The sequence below is a fragment of the Methanocalculus chunghsingensis genome (assembly GCF_018132105.1).
GTDB lineage: Archaea > Halobacteriota > Methanomicrobia > Methanomicrobiales > Methanocorpusculaceae > Methanocalculus > Methanocalculus chunghsingensis.
This window is the reverse complement of sequence record NZ_JWHL01000003.1, coordinates 104,776-126,390: the sequence shown is the minus strand read 5'-3', so window position 1 is coordinate 126,390 and position 21,615 is coordinate 104,776. Positions and strand designations below refer to the sequence as shown.

General features: G+C 54.2%; 20 protein-coding genes. 6 read left to right on the top strand and 14 right to left on the bottom strand.

Features of this window, described 5'->3' with window-relative positions; translation table 11 throughout:
* The first annotated feature begins 5 nt into the window (after positions 1-5).
* The gene (locus tag RJ53_RS03435) at positions 6-608 is read left to right on the top strand and encodes a hypothetical protein (RefSeq protein WP_211530220.1); all 603 of its coding nucleotides are present in this window, start codon (positions 6-8) and stop codon (positions 606-608) included.
* Between the two features lie 89 nt (positions 609-697).
* Here the strand turns inward: RJ53_RS03435 and rpl12p are convergent, their stop codons facing one another.
* The 8 genes from rpl12p to RJ53_RS03395 all read right to left on the bottom strand — a co-directional run bounded on the left by rpl12p (position 698) and on the right by RJ53_RS03395 (position 6,365).
* Positions 698-1,006, bottom strand: coding sequence for a 50S ribosomal protein P1 (rpl12p, locus tag RJ53_RS03430; protein ID WP_211530219.1), 309 nt, complete (start codon positions 1,004-1,006; stop codon positions 698-700).
* 10 nt (positions 1,007-1,016) lie between these two features.
* Positions 1,017-1,865 carry a 50S ribosomal protein L10 gene (locus tag RJ53_RS03425; RefSeq protein WP_211530218.1) on the bottom strand — a complete coding sequence of 283 codons (849 nt, stop codon included), beginning with the start codon at positions 1,863-1,865 and terminating at the stop codon, positions 1,017-1,019.
* The gene (locus tag RJ53_RS03420; protein ID WP_211530217.1) at positions 1,866-2,507 is read right to left on the bottom strand and encodes a 50S ribosomal protein L1; all 642 of its coding nucleotides are present in this window, start codon (positions 2,505-2,507) and stop codon (positions 1,866-1,868) included.
* A gap of 59 nt (positions 2,508-2,566) precedes the next feature.
* Positions 2,567-3,043, bottom strand: a complete 477-nt coding sequence (locus RJ53_RS03415; RefSeq protein ID WP_211530216.1) for a 50S ribosomal protein L11 — start codon at positions 3,041-3,043, stop codon at positions 2,567-2,569.
* Positions 3,044-3,181: 138 nt separating this feature from the next.
* Positions 3,182-3,655, bottom strand: coding sequence for a transcription elongation factor Spt5 (locus RJ53_RS03410; RefSeq protein ID WP_211530215.1), 474 nt, complete (start codon positions 3,653-3,655; stop codon positions 3,182-3,184).
* A 5-nt stretch (positions 3,656-3,660) separates the two neighbouring features.
* The gene (locus RJ53_RS03405) at positions 3,661-3,870 is read right to left on the bottom strand and encodes a protein translocase SEC61 complex subunit gamma (protein WP_246495960.1); all 210 of its coding nucleotides are present in this window, start codon (positions 3,868-3,870) and stop codon (positions 3,661-3,663) included.
* Positions 3,871-3,876: 6 nt separating this feature from the next.
* The gene (gene ftsZ / locus RJ53_RS03400) at positions 3,877-5,046 is read right to left on the bottom strand and encodes a cell division protein FtsZ (RefSeq protein WP_211530214.1); all 1,170 of its coding nucleotides are present in this window, start codon (positions 5,044-5,046) and stop codon (positions 3,877-3,879) included.
* Positions 5,043-6,365 carry a D-aminoacyl-tRNA deacylase gene (locus tag RJ53_RS03395; protein WP_211530213.1) on the bottom strand — a complete coding sequence of 441 codons (1,323 nt, stop codon included), beginning with the start codon at positions 6,363-6,365 and terminating at the stop codon, positions 5,043-5,045. The genes ftsZ and RJ53_RS03395 overlap by 4 nt, the downstream gene beginning before the upstream one ends.
* 91 nt (positions 6,366-6,456) lie before the next feature.
* On the opposite strand from RJ53_RS03395, the gene RJ53_RS03390 reads away from it, so the two are divergent.
* Genes RJ53_RS03390 through RJ53_RS03380 form a run of 3 tightly spaced genes read left to right on the top strand, consistent with a single transcriptional unit; the run spans position 6,457 to position 9,679 of the window.
* On the top strand, positions 6,457-6,633 hold the full coding sequence (locus RJ53_RS03390) for a hypothetical protein (protein ID WP_211530212.1): 177 nt from the start codon (positions 6,457-6,459) through the stop codon (positions 6,631-6,633).
* On the top strand, positions 6,630-7,832 hold the full coding sequence (locus RJ53_RS03385) for a molybdopterin molybdotransferase MoeA (protein ID WP_211530211.1): 1,203 nt from the start codon (positions 6,630-6,632) through the stop codon (positions 7,830-7,832). The genes RJ53_RS03390 and RJ53_RS03385 overlap by 4 nt, the downstream gene beginning before the upstream one ends.
* A complete protein-coding gene (locus RJ53_RS03380; protein ID WP_211530210.1) occupies positions 7,826-9,679 on the top strand; it encodes a molybdopterin biosynthesis protein in 1,854 nt (617 codons plus the stop codon). The genes RJ53_RS03385 and RJ53_RS03380 overlap by 7 nt, the downstream gene beginning before the upstream one ends.
* Here RJ53_RS03380 and RJ53_RS03375 read toward each other — a convergent pair.
* The gene (locus tag RJ53_RS03375) at positions 9,676-10,815 is read right to left on the bottom strand and encodes a CBS domain-containing protein (protein ID WP_211530209.1); all 1,140 of its coding nucleotides are present in this window, start codon (positions 10,813-10,815) and stop codon (positions 9,676-9,678) included. The genes RJ53_RS03380 and RJ53_RS03375 overlap by 4 nt on opposite strands.
* Before the next feature lie 51 nt (positions 10,816-10,866).
* On the opposite strand from RJ53_RS03375, the gene RJ53_RS03370 reads away from it, so the two are divergent.
* Positions 10,867-11,139 (top strand): PRC-barrel domain-containing protein, encoded by a 273-nt coding sequence (locus RJ53_RS03370; protein WP_211530208.1) that lies wholly within the window; start codon positions 10,867-10,869, stop codon positions 11,137-11,139.
* Entirely contained in the window at positions 11,136-11,861 is a 726-nt protein-coding gene (locus RJ53_RS03365) for a tRNA(His) guanylyltransferase Thg1 family protein (RefSeq protein ID WP_211530207.1), read from the top strand. Before RJ53_RS03370 ends, RJ53_RS03365 begins: the two co-directional genes overlap by 4 nt.
* Here RJ53_RS03365 and ileS read toward each other — a convergent pair.
* The 5 genes from ileS to RJ53_RS03340 form a co-directional block, all read right to left on the bottom strand.
* Positions 11,847-15,041, bottom strand: a complete 3,195-nt coding sequence (gene ileS / locus RJ53_RS03360) for an isoleucine--tRNA ligase (RefSeq protein WP_211530206.1) — start codon at positions 15,039-15,041, stop codon at positions 11,847-11,849. The genes RJ53_RS03365 and ileS overlap by 15 nt on opposite strands.
* 69 nt (positions 15,042-15,110) lie before the next feature.
* On the bottom strand, positions 15,111-17,861 hold the full coding sequence (locus tag RJ53_RS03355) for a cation-translocating P-type ATPase (RefSeq protein WP_246495959.1): 2,751 nt from the start codon (positions 17,859-17,861) through the stop codon (positions 15,111-15,113).
* Positions 17,862-17,878: 17 nt separating this feature from the next.
* On the bottom strand, positions 17,879-19,528 hold the full coding sequence (locus RJ53_RS03350; protein ID WP_211530205.1) for a radical SAM protein: 1,650 nt from the start codon (positions 19,526-19,528) through the stop codon (positions 17,879-17,881).
* Positions 19,518-20,138, bottom strand: a complete 621-nt coding sequence (locus tag RJ53_RS03345) for a 6-hydroxymethylpterin diphosphokinase MptE-like protein (protein WP_211530204.1) — start codon at positions 20,136-20,138, stop codon at positions 19,518-19,520. The genes RJ53_RS03350 and RJ53_RS03345 overlap by 11 nt, the downstream gene beginning before the upstream one ends.
* Positions 20,128-21,600 carry a DHH family phosphoesterase gene (locus RJ53_RS03340; protein ID WP_246495958.1) on the bottom strand — a complete coding sequence of 491 codons (1,473 nt, stop codon included), beginning with the start codon at positions 21,598-21,600 and terminating at the stop codon, positions 20,128-20,130. The genes RJ53_RS03345 and RJ53_RS03340 overlap by 11 nt, the downstream gene beginning before the upstream one ends.
* Positions 21,601-21,615 lie beyond the last annotated feature (15 nt).

Genomic DNA, 21,615 nt, shown 5'->3' with positions numbered 1-21,615 from the left:
GATGTATGGATCCACGCGAGTATGAGCCGGAGATCAGGGAGTTTGGAGATCCTCCCGATAATCCCGATGAGGTAGCCCTCGTTGAGCTGAAAATCTCAAAAGTGATGCAGCTCTATAATACCCTTGATCCTGCTCCATTTTATGAAAAAGAACTCGACCCGGATGCAGAAGAGTACATCTACTCCTGGTTTGAAGAGATCCCGCCCGACCAGAAAGTCAGGATCATCATCTATCTTCCTGTTGAACTCATCTCCCATGAGGTGACGGAGAATATGAGAAGGGCAGTGAAGAACCATTTCCTCTATCTCAGAGAGCTTGCCGAACACTCCCTCTCGGTTCAGATGAAACGGGAACGGAAGAATATGATGATCGGCATCCTCTTCCTCTTCTTCTGTCTGACGATCAGCCAGCATGCAAATGAGATCTTTGAACAGGGATCCCTCGCTGAGCTTATCGCAGAGTCGCTGATCATCATCGGGTGGGTCGCACTCTGGAGGCCGGTCCAGTTTTTCCTCTATGACCTGTGGCCGGTAAGAAAAAGAAAGGACCTCTGCACGAAGATTGCCGAAACCGAACTGATCGTCACATCTCAGAAGACGGCTGTCTGATTATCCCCTGAAATGATCAGCATCTGATCAACTGAACAAAAGGAAACGACTGTGTCGGTTGGGGAGAAAACGTACGAAAATAAAAAAAATTAGCCGAAGAGGGCACCAAGGCCGGCCATTCCGGACTCTTCTTCCTCTTCCTTCTTCTCTTCTTCTTCTTCCTCTTCAGCAGGTGCTGCTGCGGCGGCAACAGGTGCTGCTGCGGCGGCGGCTACTGGTGCAGCGGCTGCCTTGCTGATGGCTTCCTCAACATCAACGCCATCAAGGGCGGCGATGAGTGCCTTCACACGGGATTCGTTAACAGCGATACCTGCGGCAGAGAGAACTGCCTGGACGGATTCTTCCTCAATTGGTTTTTCTGCAGAGTGCAATAAGAGAGCAGCGTAGATATACTCCATAATTCGTCACCTATTCTACTAATGCTTTGATTGTGTTCATCTGTCTGTATGCCTTTGAGATGATGTCATCAATGACAGCCTTCTCATAGATAGCAGCCTCTATACCGAGACCGCGTGCATCGCGGACAGCCTTTCCAATGATCGTCTCGATGGTAAACGCAGTCGGATAGGCTGCATTAACCGAGAGATTGAATGCCTGCTGGACAGCAAGAACGAGCTTGTTATAATATTCGGTCTCGTCAATGCCAAGTACATCGGGGAGGTACAACTGATCCTGATACAGAGCGACGTGAAGGGAGATACCAACATCCATCGGTGCAACACCGAGTTTTGCAAGAATACCGACCTGCTTGCGGTCGATAGGCTCTCCAGCCTTTACAATCGTCTTCGTCTCACGGATCTTGACCTTACCACTTTCGATGGTCGCAGGAATGCCTGCCTGCTGGAGCTCACTGACAATCGGACCTGGCCTAAAGCTGGTTGGTCCTTTTGCAACAACGATATCCTCAGGAGCGATCTCGCCAGCTTTGGCGGTACGCTTCGTCTTCGTCTGCTCAAGGGCTTTAAAGAGCCTGAAGGGATTGTCGTTTGTGAAGATCAGTGCAGAGTGGCCGGTGATATGCTCTTTCAGCTCCTCAAAGTGACCACCAAGTTCTGTGAACGCATGCTCAATGAGCGTGTTTCGCATCACTTTAATCTCTGTGGTACCCCGGAGGTTCCGACGAATCTGCTGGAACTGTGTAGCGGGAATGCCGTATGTGTCAATGAGACCCACAAGGCCATACTCCTCTACGTTCTTCTTCACCGCTTCAATCTCGTCCCGCTTCCACTGAGGAAGGTGGCGTGTGTACACTGCCATCTAGATCACCCTCACTGCAGGGCCCATCGTCGTCTTGACGAAGACCGAGCGGATATTCTGTGGCCCCTGATCCAGGCTTGCCTCAACTCTCTTCAGGATAGTGTTGATATTTTCGGTTATCTGTTCAGGCGACATCTCTGTCGTCCCTACCTTCGCCGAGAAACTCATCTTATCCTTTGTTCGGACCCTGATGGAACCACGCAGACGCTCAACGATAGGTCTGATATCCTGTCCTGGAGGGATAGGCATCGGCATCTTGCCGCGTGGACCAAGTCTTGGACCTAACCATCGGCCAACAAGTGGCATAACGGCAGTCTCTGCAAGGAAGAAGTTGTACTCACATGCAACCTGTCTGGCTTCACGTGGAGCACCTCCCAGGCGTTCAATCTCATCGGGGCCAATGATGACATCAACTCCCGCTTCTTTCGCCTGTGAAGTAATCTCTCCCTTGCCCAAGACCGCGATCTTTTTGGTGCCTGCACTCTCAGGCAGAAGAATCGTCTCATCAATACGGTTTTTCGGCTGGGCCATGTCGATGTTCTTGAGGTTGACCGTCAGGTCGACACTCTCACGGAACTTCCGTTCTGGCGCCAGTTCGATAGCCTCGGATACGGCCTTGAGAATTTGGGTTTTATCAACCATTTGATGATGCCTCCATAGTCTTCGACCGCGTATGCGATCTCCTATGGTTGTCTCTATGTCTATGCATTCAGCTGATCATCGAATTGGCCCGCATCGATCGCGGCAATAGCGTCTTTCGACTTCATGCCTTCGACCGTCACTCCAACGGAGCGACAGGTACCGACCACTTCCTTGACCGCATTTCTGAGGTCATAGGAGAGCATCGACTCCTGTTTCATGCGAGCGATCCGAATGATCGCTTCGAGCGGCAGATTACCAACCGGCTGGGTGTTGGGGCTTGATGACCCCTTCTCGGAACCAACTTCTTTCAGAATCAGTGCTGTCGTCGGCGGGATACCCACCGAGATGGTGAAGTTCTTCTTATCGTCGACCTCCACCGTAACAGGCACAGTCATTCCGTTGAATTCCTTCGTCTTCGAGTTGATCTCGTCGACGACGGCCTTCACGTTGATGCCGAGAGGACCCAGCGCAGGGCCCAGTGGCGGGCCTGCGGTCGCTCTACCGCCGGGTACCAGTACCTCGACAGTTTCTGCCATAGTATCACCATGCCGAGCGCCCTTTGAAGGGCTCTCAGCTGTGGTCTGTATATGTCAACGGCAGATATGATAAAGATGATGGGATATCATCAGTACAAAAGAAAGGGAGGAGAAGATCAGGCTCCTCTGCGCATATAATTATTCCTCGCCCTTCCGCTCGATGACCCTGACATGGTCTCCGCGGACGGTGATCGGGATTGGAACGATACTCTCATATAATTCGACGGTGATCTCCTCTTTGCCGATATCAATTCGTTTAACAACCGCCTTCTCTCCCTTAAACGGTCCGGCGATCAGTTCGACTATCGTACCCTCTTCGATACCTGATACGACCGGCTTTGGAACGAGATAATGCTGTACCTCTTCAAGGCTCGTCTCACCAGGAACAACAGAACGGGCACTCGGGATACTCTCAACCAGCTCCTGGATCCTGCTATGACTCTCAGGAGACTCGACGATAACATATCCCTTCAGTTCCTCAGGAACGATAACCGAATGAACCTTGATATCAAGAAGCCTCCGCTCAATGGTGCGGAATATCGAGTCAGCAACTGCACGCTCCTGTTTGGAGGTCGTCTTGATAGCATAATAATGATTATCTACCTCGGTCATGGTGATCAGGAGGGGAGCACGAGCATAAATTCATAGATCACAAATCCAATCAGCCCGATGACCAGAATACCAATCCCTGCAACGAGGGCGATCTTTGAAAACTCTTCCTTGGTTGGGGTCCGTGCCAGTTTCAGGACACGGATGTACTTGCGAAATAACTCCTCATTCAGGTTAAGACCTTTGAGGCTCGGTTTCTTGAACTCAGGCATATCCATGGTACATCACTTGAGAAAATCGATATCATACTGTTTCTGAAGACGCGAAGAGCCAGGGGCATAATCGGCCTTTCCATATATCTGCGGGGACTGGACACCGGTGACGATTAACATCGTCCTCATCCGGTTCTGCATCGCCGGGTCGATCTGGGCACCCCAGATGATTCTGGCGTTTGGATCAATCCTCTCATAAATCTCCTGAACAACACCTTCAGCCTCGGACATCGTCATATCCGGGCCGCCGACGACATTGACAAGCGCAGCCGTGGCTCCAGAGATATCAACATCGAGGAGTGGAGAGCGGAGCGCCTTCTTGACCGAGTCGATCGCCTTATCTTCGGAGTCAGATTCGCCCATCCCGATCATCGCGATGCCACCCTGTTCCATGACAGATCGCACATCGGCAAAGTCGAGGTTAACAAGTCCGGGGAGGGTGATCAGCTCGGTGATCCCCTTCACAGCCTTCATCAGGACTTCATCAGCAACCTTAAAGGCGGTGGAGAGGGGGAGCCGGGGAACCACCTCAAGGAGCCGGTCGTTTGGAACAACGATGACGGTATCCGCAACATCACGGAGATATTCAAGGCCGAGCTCCGCATTATCCATGCGGTTTGCACCTTCTGCTGTGAACGGCAGTGTCACGACGGCTATTGTCAGGGCACCCTCTTCACGTGCTGCTTTTGCAACAATTGGTGCAGAACCTGTGCCGGTACCTCCACCGAGACCTGCGGTGACAAAGACCATGTGGCTTCCGGCGATATTCTTGTGAATATCGTCTTCACTCTCGATAGCGGCCTCTTCCCCACGCCGGGGAACAGCACCCGCACCAAGACCCTTCGTCGTCTGTCTGCCGATCAGAATCCTCTTGTCGGCACGGGTCATGGCAAGATGCTGGGCATCAGTATTAACCGCAATCATCCGTGCACCATGAATATTCTCTTCAAACATTCTGGTGATGGTATTTGACCCACCGCCACCACATCCGACAACGGTGATAATGGTACGGAGACTCTGAAGGATATCATCAAAATCGTCGTCCTCCATATCTCCAACATGCACTGACCTCTCCGGAGCGTCCACAACAGAACTGCCTTCATATGATGATGGATGAGATCCGGTCTCTTCTGCTTCCTCCATCTTCTTCCGTGATAATGCCTCTTCCACGATTGATCTCATGTATAACTCTCCAATCCCGGGATTTTTATCTCCTGTATCTCACAGGAGCAGACCATATCCGGCCTGATGACCCGATCTCCAACAGTGACAGGCTGCCCATTGGCAAGCATGCCGAAGAGCGGGCCAGATGGCACCCCGAGCTTACGCGCGCGCTCGGGATCGAAACGATCTCTTCTGATGATAAGGCGATCACCCTCCATGACAGAATGATGATGTTTCGTAATCTGTTGTACACACAGGGTTATTAAATCACTTGCTAATTGTGATCCCGTCTCACGATAACCTATAAAGAGAGGGAGGGCAGGGACCCCGGCTTTTTCGATTCGGATACATGGGGATATGGTATCAAGAAAAGCAATGAACTCCTCCGCATGGAACCTGAGCGCCTCAGTAAGGAGAATATCGGGGAGAGAGACAATAGTGAGCTCCTCATCCCGAGAGATACCATGGTTTCGGATCCTGGATCCCGGGGCAGCCTTCTCTGCCAGATCAGAGGCACTGCACCAGGTATTCCATGGAATATCACCCATACTCCGGAGCATGCCTTCAGAGAGGACCCGGAGATCCGCCTTCCGAAGAAGAGCTGCGATACGATGCGCATCAGTTGTTGAAACCGCCTTCCTGTCGATATAACCGGCGACAGCTCCGCTCCTTTCCACCATCCGTCGGACCGTTTCAGCCGTGATCTCTCCAGCTTCGCGGGAATGGGCGATATGGCCGAATGCCCCCCGTGTCTCTGCTGCGATGGTCGTCTGACGCACCGCATAATGCGTCCCGCCAAACCCGATCATCGGGATCGTGTCGGTTCCGGGTACTGCAGAAAGGACACTCATTGCGACCGCCCGTGCTGCTCTGGGATCACGCCACTCCACCTCAGTACTGCCGACCTCAACGAAGAGAGACGGGGTTGTCAGATCAGACGGGCCATGGTGTGTCACCTCATAGCCTGCACGATATCCGGGGGGAGCATAGCGAAGAAGATTCTTCAATACAGCCTGCATCATCCCGGGATCTGCAGCAGCCAGTTCATCAGATTCTCCGCCGTACAGAGCCTCCCGGAAGTTCCCGGTCACATGAACCGTCAGGACAGGTTCGGGACGGGTACTGGTATGGCGTGAAAGGAAGATGATCCGATCTGCATCGACCTTCTGATCAAGACCGCGCTCATAGATGAGACGCCCCTCAATCTCATGCACAATGATCTCATCAGAGAGGAGAGGCCATGCTGCCTCTCCCTCTTCATCGATGAGATCATTGATTGCAGAGTGTATCAACACACCTGCCGGATCGATCCGTGAGTAAAGAACCGCTGTAACCATATCGGAAAACGTACGTGCTGCAGGCTAATGAGTCCTGCTCTTATTATCCTGATCTGTAAATGCTATATCATAGGAATACAACGATACTTGTATGTCAGCAGATGCAATAGCAGCGGCATTCAAAGCCGAAGGAATTGAGAAAGAGATCCAGTGCGAGATGGCATTTGCCATCTCTGAGAAGTACGGCATCGAGAAGTTCGATATCTCCCGGTACTGCAACAAGAACGGTATCAAAATTCGCGGTTGTCAGCTGGGTTGCTTCAAATGAGCAGGTTTCTCCGGGTCATTCCGGTTGCAGAGGCGATCGCTTCACTCCTTGCCATCGCACCGGATCCCGGTGTTGAGATGGTTGGACTGGAAGAATCCCCTTTTCGCATTCTCGGTTCGAATATCACCGCACCCGATGATATGCCCGGCTTTTCCCGGTCAATCGTGGATGGGTATGCCGTCACCGCTCCAGACACCGCTGGTGCAGGTGAGGCACTCCCCTCAATGCTCATCAGCACCGGCCGGGTTGAGATGGGATCACCAGATCCGGGAGAGATCAAGCCGGGTACATGCAGATATGTCCCGACTGGCGGGATGGTGCCGAAGGGCGCAGATGCCGTCGTCATGATAGAATACACCGAGGAGATGGGGGATCAGATTCTCGTGAACCGGCCGGCGGCACCCGGGGAGAATATCGTTGCATATGATGAGGATTTTGCAGAGGGGGAGATCATTCTCCAGGCGGGAAGAAGAATTCTCCCACAGGATGCCGGTGTCCTTGCCGCAGCAGGTATCCTCTCCCTTCCGGTGAGACGGATACCACGAATCGCAGTCATTGCTACAGGAGACGAACTCATACCCCCGACAGCAGATCCGTTACCTGGCCAGGTACGGGATGTCAACAGCATCGTCTGTGAGACCTTCATCAGGCAATGCGGCTGTATTCCGGTCTCTTGTGGCATTATCAGGGATAATCCTGAAGACCTCAGATCTGCAGTACAGGAAGCAGTACAGCGTGCCGATGCCGTATTCATCTCTGGTGGAAGCTCAAAAGATGAACGGGACGCCTCTGCAGAGGTGATCTCAACGCTTGGGAAGGTCCTCGTTCACGGAATTGCCCTCTCACCGGGAAAACCGACGATCATCGGCGACATCGCCGGCCGCCCCGTCATCGGGCTTCCTGGCCACCCCTCGTCGGCATTCATCGTCCTCCTTGCGATTGCTGCACCCCTCCTCGAAGCGATGAGCGGCCAGAAGATACCGGTACGAACGGTCCCTGCCCTCCTCACAGCAGCCATTCCGTCTGCGAAGGGGAGAGAGGATTATGTCAGGGTCAGGGTCCGTGACGGGACTGCACAACCGCTCTTCTCAAAGTCAGGACTGCTCCATACCCTCGTCCAGAGTGACGGGTATGTGAGGGTCCCTGCCTCCAGGGAAGGATATGAGGAGGGTGCGGCTGTGGAGGTGATCCTGTGGTAAACCGGTACCTCTCTCTCGTCTCCCTCGAAGAGGCGATAGAGACGATCATGACCCGGTGCCCTCCAGAGAGACGGGTCGTCCGTATCCCGCTCCTTGAGAGTGTCGGGCAGGTTACTGCAGAACCGGTCTTTGCATATTACTCAGTACCGGAAGCCCATCTCTCAGCTATGGACGGGATTGCGGTTCGATCAGAGGATACGACTGGCGCAACAGATAAAAAACCGATTCTCCTTGATAGTGCCGTCCGGGTCAATACAGGAAATGTCCTTCCTCCGGGATCAGACGCAGTGATCATGATCGAGGATGTTGAGGAGCATGAGGGAAGGTATACGATCCGGAGGCCGGCTGCTCCCTGGCAGCATGTCCGGCCGGTCGGAGAGGATATTGCCGAATCGGAGATGGCCATTCCGCGGGGCCATCGGATCATGTACCATGATATCGGTGCACTCGCCGCATATGGCATCACCGATCTCGCAGTCTCCTCCCTCAGGGCAGGGCTGATCCCGACCGGGAGCGAGCTTGTTCCGCATGGAACCCGCCCGGGACCCGGCCAGGTCGTTGAGAGTAACTGCCTGATGGCGGCAGCCCACCTCAGATCCCTGGGTGTCGATGCGATCCTCTATCCCCCGGTGGCAGATGAGCAGGACGCCATAAGGTCTGCGATCAGCGAGGCAGTGGAGAGTTGTGATCTCGTGATAGTATCCGCGGGATCATCAAAAGGGACGAAAGACTACACTGCCCGGATCATCGAAGAGCTCGGCGAAGTTCTCATCCATGGTGTCTCGATCAAACCCGGAAAACCGGTGATCGTCGGGAGAATCAATGCAACGCCGATCATCGGTCTTCCCGGCTATCCACTCTCCGCATTGACGATCATCCGTGAGATCATCACCCCGGTCATCAGGATGGCTGGAGCCAGACCTCCGGACTATGGCACTATCACCGCCGAACTTACCAGAACACTCGCTTCAGATATCGGAACAGACGAGTTTGTCCTGATGACAGCAGGCGAGGTCGCCGGCCGGATGATCGCCACACCCCTCTCCCGCGGAGCCGGCGTCCAGATGAGCGCGGTCCGATCGAACGGAGTATTACGGATTCCCCGGGATAGTGAAGGTGCTGAGACGGGGCAGAGTGTTGAGATCACGCTCTCTGTCTCTGAGGAGACGATACGATCCGGCCTCATCCTGGCCGGAAGCCATGATCCCGCCCTTGACAGGATGGCTGATCTCCTTGCACCACTCCCCGTCCACTCTGCACATATCGGAAGCATGGGAGGGGTGCTGGCTCTGAAGCGGCGGCATTGCCATGCGGCACCGATGCATCTCCTTGCACCTGACGGAACCTATAATCTCCGGTACCTGGAACGGTACCTCCCTGGCGAGGAGGTGACGCTCGTCTGTGTCGCCGAACGGGAGCAGGGGATCGTCTCACGGGAAGGCCTCTCTTTTGAGGATATCACCACCGGCTCATTCGTAAACCGGCAGAAGGGATCAGGAACCAGAATGCTCCTTGATCATCTTCTGAAGGAGAGAGGAATCGATCCGGGATCGATCACGGGATATACCCGTGAGATGACCACACATCTTGCCGTTGCCCTTGCTGTGAAGAGCGGGGAGGCAGATACAGGGCTCTGTGTCGCATCTGCAGCAGAGACGGCCGGACTCTCGTTTGTTCCGATCGGCACCGAACGATATGAACTGGCGATCATGACCGAGGACCTTCCGGATCCCCGAATCTCTGCGCTCATTGAAACCATCGGATCCGACTCCTTCAGATCGATCCTCTCCGGGATGGGGGGGTACAGAACCGGCGAAACCGGCACTGTACAGACCCTTCACCTCTAATTCATCTCTTTTAATTCAAGGACGGTCAGAATATCTGTCCGTGTAACAATGCCGACCAGCTGGCCGTCCTCGACAACAGGGATCCGGCCGATATTCTGCATTGTCATCATCTTCAAAGCCTCGGTCACGGATGCCGTCGGAGGAAGGGTCGTTACCGGCTGACGGCTCATCACATCACGGACCTGCATCGCCTCACGGTCGATCTCGCCCGTCCGGTGAATATCTGCAAGTGCTATGATCCCGATCAGCTCTCCCCTGTCAACAACCGGAAAACCAAGGTGTTTTGTCGAGTACATCAGCCTGATCACCTCATGCAGGGGCATCGTCGGCTCAACAACGCGGAGATCGGTGGACATGATCTCACCGACACTCACATCTTGGAGGAGGAAATTGGTCGTCACCATTGAGGACTCCTGGCCTGCACCGACATAGATGAAGAATGCGATGATGATCAGGAGGAAGTTAAAGGAGAGAAGGCCGACGATCCCAAAGAGGATGGCAAAACCCCTTCCGATATCTGAGGCGATCCGGGTCGCCTGGTGAAGGGGCATCCGCTTGGCGAGCCAGGCACGGAGGACGCGCCCCCCATCCATCGGAAATGCAGGAAGGAGGTTGAATCCGAAGAGGAGAACATTGAGGAGCGCAAGGTAGCCAAAACCATAGACAAGGACCCCGGCGATCGGTGCCGATGTGACGAAGGCATCGACGACATAGACGAGGATGAAACTGAGAATCCCAAGACCAAGGCTTGTCAGTGGACCGGCAAGTGCCATTGGCAGCTCAACCTTCGGATCCGGGAGGGTCTCCTCCATTGAAGCGACACCCCCGAAGATGATCAGGGTGATCGAGTTTATCTTGATGCCTTTTGCCCGTGCGATAAGGGAATGGGCGAGTTCATGGACAAAGACACAGAAGAAGAGGGAGAGCGCAACCAGTGCACCGAGGAGATAGGGTATGTATTGCTGCGTGATAATCGTCCGATCGATCGGAATATCGAAGATACCTTCGATAAGGTCAACCGTCAGACCGATCTGGCTGCCGATGATCCAGGCAAAGAGAGGAATGACGAGTAGAAATGTGAAATGTAGACGAACGGGTATGCCAAAAACCCTTCCTATCTCCAGCGATCCATCCATGAAGAGGATTATCTTTTTTAAGTATTTAGTATATATCTTGAACAGATACCTATGAAGTGGCAGATTACAGATCTCTTTGGCATGAGTGTCTATACCGACAGAGCCGTATTTATTGGAAATATTGAGGATGTTATTATTGATGTCGATAATAAGAAGATGGCAGCAATTGCAGTCACAAAGATTAATCCCGACATAATCGATCTAAAGGCGTTTAAGGGTGTCAAGATACCATACCGCCTCATAAAAGAGGTTTCTGATATCGTTCTGATTCGTCATATTCCGGGGGCATTCAAGACGTCTGCCGCACGGGACCAGTTTGAATGAAAGACCGGGAGATCTTCTCTGCACTTCGGACGACGGCCCCCTGTTTCATCAGGCTGGACGGGCGATCCTTTCGCAGTACAGCCCGGGCTTTATCCCTTACAAAACCGTTTGATCAGAGGCTGGCAGACGCAATGGAGGCGGTTGCCTCGCTCCTTCTTGGGAGGAGCGGCCTCTCTTTTCAGGTTGCCTACACCTTCTCCGATGAGATCAATCTCTTCCTCAGAACCCTTCCATTTGAGGGGCGTATCGAGAAGCTCGATTCAGTTGCCGCATCATATGCTGCAAGCGCGCTGACCCTGGAGCTCGGGTTGAGTGATCCAATCTCATTTGATGCACGCATTATACCGGTATCAAATGATATTGCTGTTGAGTATCTCATCTGGCGTCAGAAGGAGGCATGGAGAAACCACAATAACGCATACTGCCAGTGGGCGCTTGGAGAGGAGGGATATCCTCCGACAGAAGTCCAGGAGAGACTCCACAGGATGAACACACCGGCAATGCATGAGATGATGTATTCCCGGGGGATAAACCTTGCAGAGACGCCAGCATGGCAGAGGCGCGGAGTCATTGTCTGCAGAAGAGAGGAAGAATATCAGGGATATAATCCGGTAACCGAAGAAGAGACGATGACAATACGATCACGGATCGTCCCGGACAGAAACCCTCCAATCTTCCATACGGAAGAGGGGAGGAAGTACCTCTCTTCACTCCTTATCTGATTGCACGAGGGCTATCCAGACAGATATCCCTTCGATATCCCATTCTGTAGCAAGACCGCCGCTTACAGGATCACCACCCTTCTGCTGGGCAAAAAGGAGGGATGATGCCCGGATCTCTCCGGCAATCCAGTCCTGGGATCCTTCAAGGAGGCCGAGAATACGCGGCTCTCCGATGACGATCGTCGCTTTGATAGTATCATCAACGGCGAGATCCATCTGTTTGCGCATCTCCTGAACACGCCTGATAACCTCACGTGCATACCCTTCCGCCTCGAGATCATCGGTGAGGGTGACATCGATGTAGACGGTCGCATCCGGCATCCGGGCTGAGAATACATTGTCAGGAAGTTTTTCACTGAAGGCAACGTGATCCGGGGTTATTGTAACGTCGCGATCCCCGATTGGGATCGTTGCAGAACCACCCTTACGTATCTGCGCACGAAGAGCGGTTCCATCAGCCTCCTCAATGGCACGTTTCAGGAGCGGCCCCTCTTTTCCAAATTCCGGACCAATCTTCTTCATCTGTGGCTCAGCGGTCCAGAGGATCCGATCCCAGGTGCCGGAGACGACGGTGATATCCCTGCAATTGGCACGTGCCTTGCAGAGGGTGAGGAGGGAAGCAATCGCCTCTTTCACCTGATCACTCTCTGTAACGATGATGACCTCCCCTACCGGCCAGCGCAGTTTCCTTTTACCGGCCTGCCTCGCATTTGCAACAGCATCATCAAAGGACTGGACGACACGCATCGCCCCTTCGATTCCGGGATTGATGAGAGATGTATCCGGTGCCACCCAGTCGAGCATATGGACACTCTCCGGGTCACCACCAAGCTTCAGGTTTCTGTACATCTTCTCGGCGAGGTGTGGGATGACGGGGGCGGCAACACGGACAAGCGACCGCATCACATAGTACATCGTTTCATAGGCCTGCTGCTTGCTCTCAGACTCCTCTTCAAGCCACATCCTCTGCCGGACCAGCTGAACATACCAGCGCGAGAGATCATCAACGATGAAGGTCTGGAGACGGCGTGTTGCACGATGGATCTGATACTCATCCATCGCCTCGCTGAATTCGGAGATGAGTGAGTTCGTCTTTGATATCAGCCAGCGATCCTCAACAGCACCCGACGAGGCAATCGCACCAATTGCCGAGGGATCATAGACTCCGTCTGTATCAACCGCTGGCGAGAAGCGATCAAGGCGCATATACGGGATCGGGAACCGATAGACATTCCAGAGGATATTTAATGCCCGGTGTACTGTCCTGACACCCTCCCAGTTGAACTTCAGATCGTCCCATGGAGCACTTGCAGAGAGGATGTAGAGCCGCAGAACATCGACACCGAACTTTTCGACGACCTCTTCGGGGGTGACGACATTGCCAAAGCTCTTTGACATCTTCTTCCCCTGTGCATCAAGGGCAAATCCATGCATCAGGACCTTTTTGTATGCAGGCTGCCCAAAAGCGATCTGGGAGAGGCAGAGTTGTGAATAGAACCAGCCCCGGGTCTGATCCTGCCCTTCTGTGATGAAGTCAGCAGGCCAGAGGGTATCAAATGCCTCTTGTTCACCCGGATAGCTGAGTGTTGCCCATGATGCCACACCTGAATCGAACCAGACATCGAAGATATCCTCGACCCTGCGCATTGTTCCCCCACAGGCACAGGGTATGGTGATCGCATCGACCATCGGGCGATGGGGGTCGGTGATCGTCATCCCTGAGAGTTCCTCAAGTTCAGAGAATCTCCCGACGACCTTGTATTCATCACAGGAGGAGCAGACCCAGACCGGGATCGGGATACCCCAGTATCTCTGGCGGGAGATACACCAGTCCCGTACCCCGTCAATCCAGTCATGGAACCGGGCACTCCCCGCCCAGTCAGGATACCAGGTCACATCATCCCTGATCGAGGTGAGCATCTTCTCTTTCGCCTCGCTTGCCCTGATGAACCACTGAGAGGTGGCCCGGAAGATGTTTGGAGCCTTGCACCGCCAGCAGTGGCCGTACCGGTGTGTCAGCTTCTTCTCGGCAATCAGAGCCGGACCAAGGGCTCTGACCACATCCTTATTCGTCTCAGGCTCTTTGACGGGACGGCCGGCAAAAGCCCCTGCCTCTTCCGTGAATGCCCCGGTTCCATCAACCGGGCAGACTATCGGGAGATTCTCTTTCAGACCGAGGACATAGTCGTCCCATCCATGGCCGGGAGCGATATGGACCATCCCTGAATGTTCCATCGCGACAAAGTCTGCGGCAACAACCCGATGAGGGATCGATGCCTGCATCGGAACGGTATCGAGGAGCGGGGAGTCATAGGTGGTTCCAACCAGGTCAGATCCCTTCTTTGTCCCAAGAATCTCGTAGTCCTGGTACCTGCCTGCCTTCAGGATGCCCTCGACAAGCTCTTCGGCAATCCAGAGGATCTCGGCGACCTCGTCACGGATGGCGCGGACCCGTGCATATGTTGCCTCAGCCGAGACGGCGACGGCGACGTTTGCGGGAAGTGTCCATGGTGTTGTCGTCCAGATGACGAGATACTCATCGGTGAGACCCTGTATCGGGAACTTGACATAGATCGACGGATCGGTCTCATCCCAGTACTCAACCTCTGCATCAGCGATCGCGGTCTCGCATCGTGGGCACCAGTTGACGACACGGTATCCACGCTCAAGCATCCCCTCTTCACTGACACGCCTGAGCGTATACCAGGCAGCCTCAATATAGTCATCCGAGATGGTCTGATACGGGTTCTCGAAATCCAGCCAGACCCCGAGATCAGAGAACTGTCGGCTCATAATCTCTTTATGGGTGACGGCGAAATCCCTGCATTTTTCAATGAATTTATCGATCCCGAAGGTCTCGATATCTTTTTTGGATTCAAAACCAAGCTCGTTTTCGACACGCACCTCAATGGGGAGGCCATGCATATCATATCCTGCGCGGTCGATGACATCGAGACCATGCATCCGGTGGTACCGCAGAATAGCATCCTTGAGGATCTTGTTCCAAGCTGTTCCGAGATGAATATACCCTGTGGTATAGGGAGGACCATCAACAAAGAAGAATGGTCGTCCGTTTTTCCTCAGTTCCTTTACTTTTTTGTAGGTATCCTCAGCACACCAGAATGCCCGTGCCTCCTCCTCAACCCCATGCGGGGTATAGCTGCCTGTGACGTCTTCCACCTGGATCCCTCGATCTGCTCTGTTCTCGTATACGTTGGGTGGAACCAGACAAAGGGTTTTCCACAGTCATCAGGAGGTGACAAGGAGATCGCCCTCCGCCGTCCCCCTCCTGTTGATGATGAATTTATAGATCTCCATCACCAGCAGAACGCTGGAGGAGAGGATGATCACCATTACCCATTCTGTGGCAGAGACAGGGGCGATGCCAAGGACATCCTGGAAGAATGGGATGTACATGGCGCCGGTATGGATCACCTGGGCGGCGACGATGCCCCCGAAGAGATAGAGGTTTGTCTGGATGGGAATTTTAAAGAACGACCGGTATTCTGATCTGCAGTTTAAGACATGGAAGTTCTCAAGCATCACCATCAGAAGGACGATGAGGTTGCGCGCCTCACTCTCTGAGTACCCGGTACCCAGGAGCCAGTACCAGCTGGCAAGGGCGATCCCCCCCATCGTCAGGCCTGCAACAACGATCTGGCGCATCATGACATCATTGAAGACGGGCTCATCAGGACTCCGTGGTGGCCGCTGCATCGCGCCTGCTTCGCCTGGCTCAAATGCGAGGGTCACCCCTTTGATACCGTTTGTCACAAGGTTCAGCCAGAGAAGCTGGACAGCGATGAGGGGAAGGGGAAGTCCTATTGCAAGGGCTGCGATGAAGAGGGCGACCTCAGCAAACCCTGTCGAGACGAGGAGATAGGTTACCTTCCTGACATTGTCATAGGCATACCGCCCCTCCTCGATTCCGGCGACGATAGACGAGAAGGAGTCGTCCGTGATGATCATCGAGGCGGTATCCTTGGCAACATCGGTCCCCGATCCCATTGCAACCCCGATATTGGCGGATCGAAGAGCCGGTGCATCGTTGACGCCATCACCGGTGACAGCAACGAACTCCCCCGATGCCTTCAGGGCATTGACGATATGCAGCTTCTGATCCGGGCTCACCCGTGCAAAGACATGCCGGTCCTGCACCATTGAGAGGAAGGCAGGACTGTCAGGAGCGCCGACCGCCGCGAGATCGCTCCCGGTGATGAGATCCCCTTCATCATCGGCAATAGCAAGCTGCCGTGCAATCGCGAGGGCGGTCTTTGGATGATCGCCTGTGATCATCACAACATCGACACCAGCCTCCCTGCACTCACGAACGGACTCGTAGACATCATGCCTGATGGGATCGATAAAACCAACAAGGCCATAGAGTTCGAGGAGCGGGGGCGGACCCCCTTTCACCTCTTCGGGGTCGGAGAGCCCCCCGGCTATCGCGAGAACACGGTATCCCCTCCCGGTCAGGGAGTCTATCTGCCTCTCAATCGCCTCTGCATCGACGGGGAGACTCCCTTCACCAGTGAGCATCGTCCTGCAGCCGGGGAGGATGACCTCAAGCGCCCCTTTGACGGCAACCCTCCGTTCATCCCCCTCCTGATACCAGACGGAGGTGAACCTGTTCTCTGATGAGAACGGGATCTCTGCCAATACTGCAATCTCATCACGGATGACGGCCGGATCAATACCTGCCTTGTATCCGAGGGCAAGGAGGGCGATATCCATCGCATCTCCATGGGAGAGCCATCCCTCGCCATTACGCTCCCTGAGATCTCCTTCATTTGCGATGATGGCAGCCTTTGTAAGCGTGAAAATCGGCTCTTCGGAGGATACACTGGTATCTCCGGAGAGAGTGATCTCTCCTTCTCCAGTGTATCCCTCACCGGATACGGTATATTCGGTACCATCGGGGAGGATAACGACCTGGGCAGTCTGCTGGTTCACCGTCAGTGTTCCCGTCTTGTCACTTGCGATGACCGTGCAGCTTCCAAGGCTCTCGACAGCTGATAACTGCCTCACGATCACATGCCGCTCAGCCATCCGTCCGGTTGCAATGGCAAGGGCGACGGTCAGGGCAACAGGAAGGCCTTCCGGTATTGCGGCGACTGCAAGGGCGATTGCCAGGAAGAAGACCTCACGGGGAGGCTCACCCTGGGAGAGAACAATAACGGCGATGAGGGCGGATGCAAAGAGGACGGCGATGCTGATCTTCTGAGCAAAGGCTTCCATCCGGATGAGGAGCGGGGGCTTCCCCATCGCTGAACTGCTGACGGAGGCTGCAATCTTTCCGATCTCTGTCCGGAGACCGGTTCCCGTAACGATTCCGGTACCCCGGCCGGATACGACGGTTGTCCCGGCATACGCCATATTGTGACGATCGGCGACTGCTGTACCCTCAGGTAATGTCACCGTCCTCTTCTTTGTCGGCTCGGATTCCCCTGTCAGGAGAGATTCATCGATAGCGAGTGATGAAGCGGAGATGATCCGAAGATCAGCAGGCACCCGGCTCCCGGACTCAAGGATGACGATATCACCGGGAACCAGATCCTCAGCTGAGATCTTCTCTTCATGCCCATCCCGCCGCACCCGGGCGTAAATCCTGAGCATCTGCACAAGAGCGGCCGCACTCTTCTCCGCCTTCCACTCCTGGATGGACCCGATGCCTGAATTTAAAAAGATGACAGCAAAGATGAAGATCGCATCGGTCCAGTCTTCAAATGCTATTGAGAGAACACCAGCGGCGATGAGGACATAGATGAGAGGGCTTGCAAACTGCCGGAAGAAGATACGGATTCTGGAGGGGGGTTTCCTCTCAGGGAGGCTGTTTTTGCCATACTCCTCTGATCGTCGCGCTGCCTCCAGTGCAGGGAGGCCATCATCACCAGTCTCAAGCCGATCCCGGATCTCCCTGATCCCAAGCGTATGCCATAGAAGATTGGGTTCATCCTCCGGAACGGCTTTTGGCGGCATATTATCCAATATGCCGTACATAGATATTCGCTTTATCCTCAGACGAAGGTGATCAGATCATCGATCAGAGTGCCCCCGGTCACCTTCTTCCAGGCGTTGATATCCTGAAACGGGCGCCGGACCATGATCGATGCCACGGTCTTCTTTCCGATGCCGGGGAGTGCCTTCAGTGCAGATGCCGGCAGCTGGTTGATCATGATCGGTACAGGAAGAGCGGTGAGCGATCTGCTTCCATATCCGACAACAGCTGCATCAAGGAGGTCCCCCTTCTCAAAGGCCAGTGGGAGACCAACAAGGATCGGGTATGTTCCCATCTGGCGGCCAAGCGAGAGAGGGCCGGCAACCTCCACGGCAACCTGCCGCAGCACCGTCCCGATCGGAAAGACGGCTTCGAGCATGACGGGGTCGAATCTCTTCCGGGTCCATTCCTTAAAAGAACGAAAGAGTGGATGGTGCTGATCAAGAGTATTCTCCTCATAGGCACGTGTCCCTTCAAACGGCATCAGCTGACGTATATTCACTCGCCGGACCAGCAGCCCCGAGGAGAGAAGCTCTTCAAGGAAGGCACGGTTTCGGTCGTAGGTCTCTTCCGTCTCACCTGCAAGCCCGCAGACGAAGTTCAGTCCGGGAAGGAGATGCGGTACCCCGTCTGCATCCCGCCGCCCCCCGATCTCATTGACGATCCGGATAGCATCCATCACCTCATCCGGTGATGCCTTCAGATTATTTGCCGAGATGACGGCGGGATCTGCGGTCTCCATCCCGAATGCTGCAATGTCCCCCGGAGTATGATTTTCAACGATTGCAGCCAGCGCCTCACGCGACGCCTCCTGGTGATGAGCGATCGTCCCCGGATTGACGTTATCGATATGAAGGGTCCGGAGATCCGGTGCTGCCCGGCGGATGGCCGTAAAGAGGGATCGGATCTTCTCCGGATCCGGGATCGGAAATTCTCCTCCCCCTGTTCCATAGGCAAGGAGATCCGGCTGACGGCCGAGGCGGAAGTGACGGGCACCGGCGGCATACAGGGCAGAGACTTCCTCTTCCACCATTGATATGGGACGGTACCTGGGCGGCCCATAGAACGGCTCTGTGCAGAAGGAACAGCCCCCTGTGGTGGAGCGGGAGCATCCTTTTGCAGTCTCAAGTTCGATGATGATATTCGGATAGAGCGGGTGATCCCTGATGATCTCCGCCCCGAGGATGCTCCATATCCTGCTCTCATCGTACACCTCGTCACCAGCGGGATCAGATCCTTCCAGGAACCGCTGAAGTGCGGTTGCGGGATCGCCGGTAAGGAGTTCACGGTACCCGGCCATCAGCTCCTTCACTGCCCGCGTACCCCCGCCCGATGAGATCCCATGGACGACCGGGCCACCCAGCAGCGCAGAACTCCCCTCAAAGAGCGATCCGATCTGGTGAAGCTCATTTGCGGTTGCAGGAGTCCCTGCAAGATACTTGCCAGGCACCGTCTGGCCGGCAATCACGACAACAAGGGGGATATTCCGGAGGCTCTGCACCTCCTGCGGTGCAGATCGGATCTCATCGATCGTCCTGTATTGTACCCGGTACCCTGCATGATAGAGAACACCAGCGACCGTCCTGATATACGGGGAGATGTACGGAGGGACCCCAAGGCATGCGGGTTCATCGACATACCCGTCGATAATAAGGGCGTCAGAGGTCATAGCCGATCATCCCGAGCAGTTTCCGTGCCCAGAGGAGTTTCCCCCGCTTCATCGGATCGACAGAGGTGTCCGAGAGATCGAAGCCGAGGATGATGATCTTCTCTGCCCCGAGTGCGTCTGCGGCAAATACGGCACGGTCACCATCGGTGAAGCCGCCAAAGTTATGGATTCCATCAAATGGCCGGCTCTGCGTGGTACCGACAAGAGGCCCCTTCAGTCGTGAAACCCAGCGGGAGAGGAGAGGTTTGTTGTCACCATGAGCATGAACGACGATGAGAGCCCCCTCGTCACTCATCGTGATGAAGGGATCATCGGCACCATCGAGATCGGTGAAGATGACGTCAGGAAGAATACCCGCATCATAGAGGACGAGGGCCGCAGCATCTGCAGCAATGACGACACCTTCGATATCATTGAGCTGCTCTCTGAGGATCTCTGCATTTCCACAGACCGTCACGACATTGCCTGAGATCCGATCCCTGAGAAGTGAAAGATCATCACGATCAAGCAGCTCTGAGAGGAGGCGTGCAGCCTCCTCATCACCTTCCCGGTCAAAGCCGAAGTAATCAAGGATCTCAAGGTAATGAGGCTCAAACTCCTCAAACCTCATTTTTATCCCCATTATCATCAATACCAACGATATCAGTAAATTTGTGAAGGATCGGATCGATGATCATTTTCAGGAGGTCTTCTTTATCCCGGACCATCGAGAAGTAGTTTAATGGAATCTGTGCAGCCGCCATTGTCCCGTGGCCGCCGGCATCACCGAAGTCCCCGAAGGCTTCCTTGAGGACATTGCCGATATGCACCCGGATATCCTTATTACGGGCAGAGATGATGATATGGGCATCGGTGATGCCATAGACGAGTGCTGTCGTTACACCCTCAAGATTTACCAGCATATCAGCCGCCTGTGGAATCGCATCCCGATTCCTGATAAACCCGACATTTGAGAAGAGATATCCGTTCTTAATGGAGCGGGTGGAGATGGCATTCCCCATAACCTCAAGCGTCTCCTGTGAGAATGATGGGGACATGATCTTGTCAAGGAGATCAGTATCAGATAAGGGAAGAAGATATGCTGCGTTATAGAGATCATTTGGAGTGACATTGCGCCGGAACTCCCGGGTATCTGCGCGAATGCCGTAGTAGAGGGCTGTTGCGATCTTCGTATCGATTCTGATGTCAAGTTCCTGAAGGTACTGGGCGAAGATGCTCGCAGTCGCACCGCTCTCAGGCCGGATATCAATAAAATCAGGTTTATAACTGCGTTCTATCCCCTCGATGCTGTGATGATCGATGATGATATCAACCTGGGTGCCGGGATTGAGATCATTATTGATTCCCGGTCCCGGAGAGTCAACCAGGGCAAGATGGTTACATTCTGCAAGCTTCTCCGGGGTCATCCTCTCCATCTGAATATCGAGAAGGTTGACGAAGGCACGATTCTCCTGGTGGCCGACGGTCCCTTCATAGAGGATGCGACAGGTTAACTGCCCTTGTGCTGCCTCCTGTGCAATGGCGCAGAGGGCCATGGCACTTGAGATGGAATCCGGATCCGGGTTTCTGTGGGTGAGTACGCCAAGAGTGCCGGTCCACCCCTCAAAGACTGAATAGAGCCGATGCGCACTCCGTGCGGCGGTCAGCGTCTTCATATGATGGACTGCGGACTTTGCCACCACCTGCTGAGGATAGAGAACAACGTCGGCTCCTGCTTCAGCGAGGGTATCGACCGAGAAGAGATCAACTGCCCGTGCTATCGAGAATGCCTGAGGATGCGTCTTCTTTGTCTGTTCCACGGCATTGAGATTGGCTTCTTTATTGCTTGAGAGGATGAAGACGATCTCCGGGATTGGAAGGTCTTTAAAGAGATCCGGATCTGAAATGTCACGGGCAAGTGCCTGATATTTTTGATCTTTTAAATCCTCAACCCTCTTCTCATCAGAATCGATGACCAGAATATTATTCGTCTCTTTGAGAAGCTCTTCGATGACGTTATAGCCGATGCTCCCGCAGCCAAATACCATATACCGAACCTTCGGCCTCGGGTCACCTTTGCCTCCATCCGCCATACCTATTCTTATTGG

Coding starts and splice junctions, on each gene's coding strand:
- RJ53_RS03435 (WP_211530220.1), top strand. CDS start 6: ATGGATCCACGCGAGTATGAGCCGGAGATCAGGGAGTTTGGAGATCCT.
- rpl12p (WP_211530219.1), bottom strand. CDS start 1,006: ATGGAGTATATCTACGCTGCTCTCTTATTGCACTCTGCAGAAAAACCA.
- RJ53_RS03425 (WP_211530218.1), bottom strand. CDS start 1,865: ATGGCAGTGTACACACGCCACCTTCCTCAGTGGAAGCGGGACGAGATT.
- RJ53_RS03420 (WP_211530217.1), bottom strand. CDS start 2,507: ATGGTTGATAAAACCCAAATTCTCAAGGCCGTATCCGAGGCTATCGAA.
- RJ53_RS03415 (WP_211530216.1), bottom strand. CDS start 3,043: ATGGCAGAAACTGTCGAGGTACTGGTACCCGGCGGTAGAGCGACCGCA.
- RJ53_RS03410 (WP_211530215.1), bottom strand. CDS start 3,655: ATGACCGAGGTAGATAATCATTATTATGCTATCAAGACGACCTCCAAA.
- RJ53_RS03405 (WP_246495960.1), bottom strand. CDS start 3,870: ATGGATATGCCTGAGTTCAAGAAACCGAGCCTCAAAGGTCTTAACCTG.
- ftsZ (WP_211530214.1), bottom strand. CDS start 5,046: ATGAGATCAATCGTGGAAGAGGCATTATCACGGAAGAAGATGGAGGAA.
- RJ53_RS03395 (WP_211530213.1), bottom strand. CDS start 6,365: ATGGTTACAGCGGTTCTTTACTCACGGATCGATCCGGCAGGTGTGTTG.
- RJ53_RS03390 (WP_211530212.1), top strand. CDS start 6,457: ATGTCAGCAGATGCAATAGCAGCGGCATTCAAAGCCGAAGGAATTGAG.
- RJ53_RS03385 (WP_211530211.1), top strand. CDS start 6,630: ATGAGCAGGTTTCTCCGGGTCATTCCGGTTGCAGAGGCGATCGCTTCA.
- RJ53_RS03375 (WP_211530209.1), bottom strand. CDS start 10,815: ATGGATGGATCGCTGGAGATAGGAAGGGTTTTTGGCATACCCGTTCGT.
- RJ53_RS03370 (WP_211530208.1), top strand. CDS start 10,867: ATGAAGTGGCAGATTACAGATCTCTTTGGCATGAGTGTCTATACCGAC.
- RJ53_RS03365 (WP_211530207.1), top strand. CDS start 11,136: ATGAAAGACCGGGAGATCTTCTCTGCACTTCGGACGACGGCCCCCTGT.
- RJ53_RS03355 (WP_246495959.1), bottom strand. CDS start 17,861: ATGTACGGCATATTGGATAATATGCCGCCAAAAGCCGTTCCGGAGGAT.
- RJ53_RS03350 (WP_211530205.1), bottom strand. CDS start 19,528: ATGACCTCTGACGCCCTTATTATCGACGGGTATGTCGATGAACCCGCA.
- RJ53_RS03345 (WP_211530204.1), bottom strand. CDS start 20,138: ATGAGGTTTGAGGAGTTTGAGCCTCATTACCTTGAGATCCTTGATTAC.
- RJ53_RS03340 (WP_246495958.1), bottom strand. CDS start 21,600: ATGGCGGATGGAGGCAAAGGTGACCCGAGGCCGAAGGTTCGGTATATG.